A 1,336-nucleotide genomic window follows, 5' to 3' on the forward strand; every position below is an offset into this window, starting at 1 on the left:
TGGAGTTGACCCTGTAATCCCGGACACGGCGTCACACTAAGGTTGCTGAATCCATCGAGCGCCGGAACTCGCGAGGCGAGCGGTACTTCAGTGCGCTATGGGGATGCTTCTCGTTGTAATGCTCGAACGCGATGGCCAAGTTACGTGCCGCAGTCGCTGCGTCTGGCTTCGGCATGAAGGCGACGTAGTCGCGCTTCATCGTCTTCACGAAGCTCTCGGCCATCCCGTTACTTTGTGGGCTGCACACCGGTGTGGTCAATGGCTTCAGCCCGATGGCCAGTGCGAACCGTCGTGTGTCGTCGGCTGTATAGCCCGAACCGTTGTCGCTCAGCCACTCGATTTCGGACGGCGTATGCAGTTCGTTGCCAAACCGATTTTCCACTGCTGCCAACATCACGTCGCGCACGATGTCGCCGCTATGGCCTGCTGTCGTAGCCGCCCAGCTCATCGCTTCACGGTCGCAGCAATCCAGCGCAAACGTCACACGGAGCGGTTCGCCGTTGTCACAGCGAAACTCGAATCCATCGGAGCACCATCGCTGATTGCTGCGCGCGACGGCCACCTTGCCGTCATGCCGACGTTGCGGCCGAGGCGGAATCGGTCGACGCTGCATCAGCAGCCCGTGCGTGCGCATGACGCGGTAGATGCGCTTGGCATTGAACGGCACGAGCCCAACCGCAAGGCGCTCGTTGCGCAACGTGCCCCAAACTCGGCGATAGCCATAGCTGGGCAAATCGCCGACGACGCGGCGGATTTCCTCGACCACGCTCGCATCGTCCGTCTGCCTCGATCGACGACCATCGCGCCACGTCGCCGGACGCGACAGCCGTGCCGATACGTTCGAGCGCGACACGCCGAGAACTTCACAAACCAGTTTCACTGGTCGTCCTCCGGCAGCGAGGGCGAGTGCGCTATCCATTTTTTTGCTCGGCCGTACTCGACTGCTTCGCGGAGAATCTCGTTCTCCATGGTCTTCTTGCCGAGCATCCGTTGCAGCTCGCGAATCTGCTTGAGCGCATCGGCCAGCTCCGAAGCCGGAACTACTTCCTCGCCAGCCTTCACTGCTGACAGGCTCCCGTCCTGGTACAGCTTGCGCCAGTGGAACAACTGGTTCGGATTCACGCCGTGCTGGCGCGCGACCATCGAAACCGATTTCCCCGGCTCGAAACTCTCGCGAACCATCGCCAGCTTCTGCTCCGCCGTCCAGCGCCGCCGACGCTCCGGGCCCGTCAACACTTCCATCACTTCCTGCCTGGTGTTAGTCAAAAACACAGTCTTATGCCTACCCGCTAGTTTAAGTGAGAGGCTATGTCCGGTGTTTCAGGGGGCTGCTCCA

General features: G+C 61.1%; 1 protein-coding gene. It reads right to left on the reverse strand.

The features are described from left to right. Positions 1-31: 31 nt before the first annotated feature. A protein-coding gene (locus X946_RS05885) for an IS3 family transposase (RefSeq protein WP_152611639.1) occupies positions 32-1,242 on the reverse strand; the annotation gives its coding sequence in 2 pieces (ribosomal slippage) (positions 32-927 and positions 927-1,242; 1,212 coding nt in all). Positions 1,243-1,336: the final 94 nt, after the last annotated feature.

It is taken from the genome of Burkholderia sp. ABCPW 111, assembly GCF_000773065.1.
Classification (GTDB): Bacteria; Pseudomonadota; Gammaproteobacteria; order Burkholderiales; family Burkholderiaceae; genus Burkholderia; species Burkholderia savannae.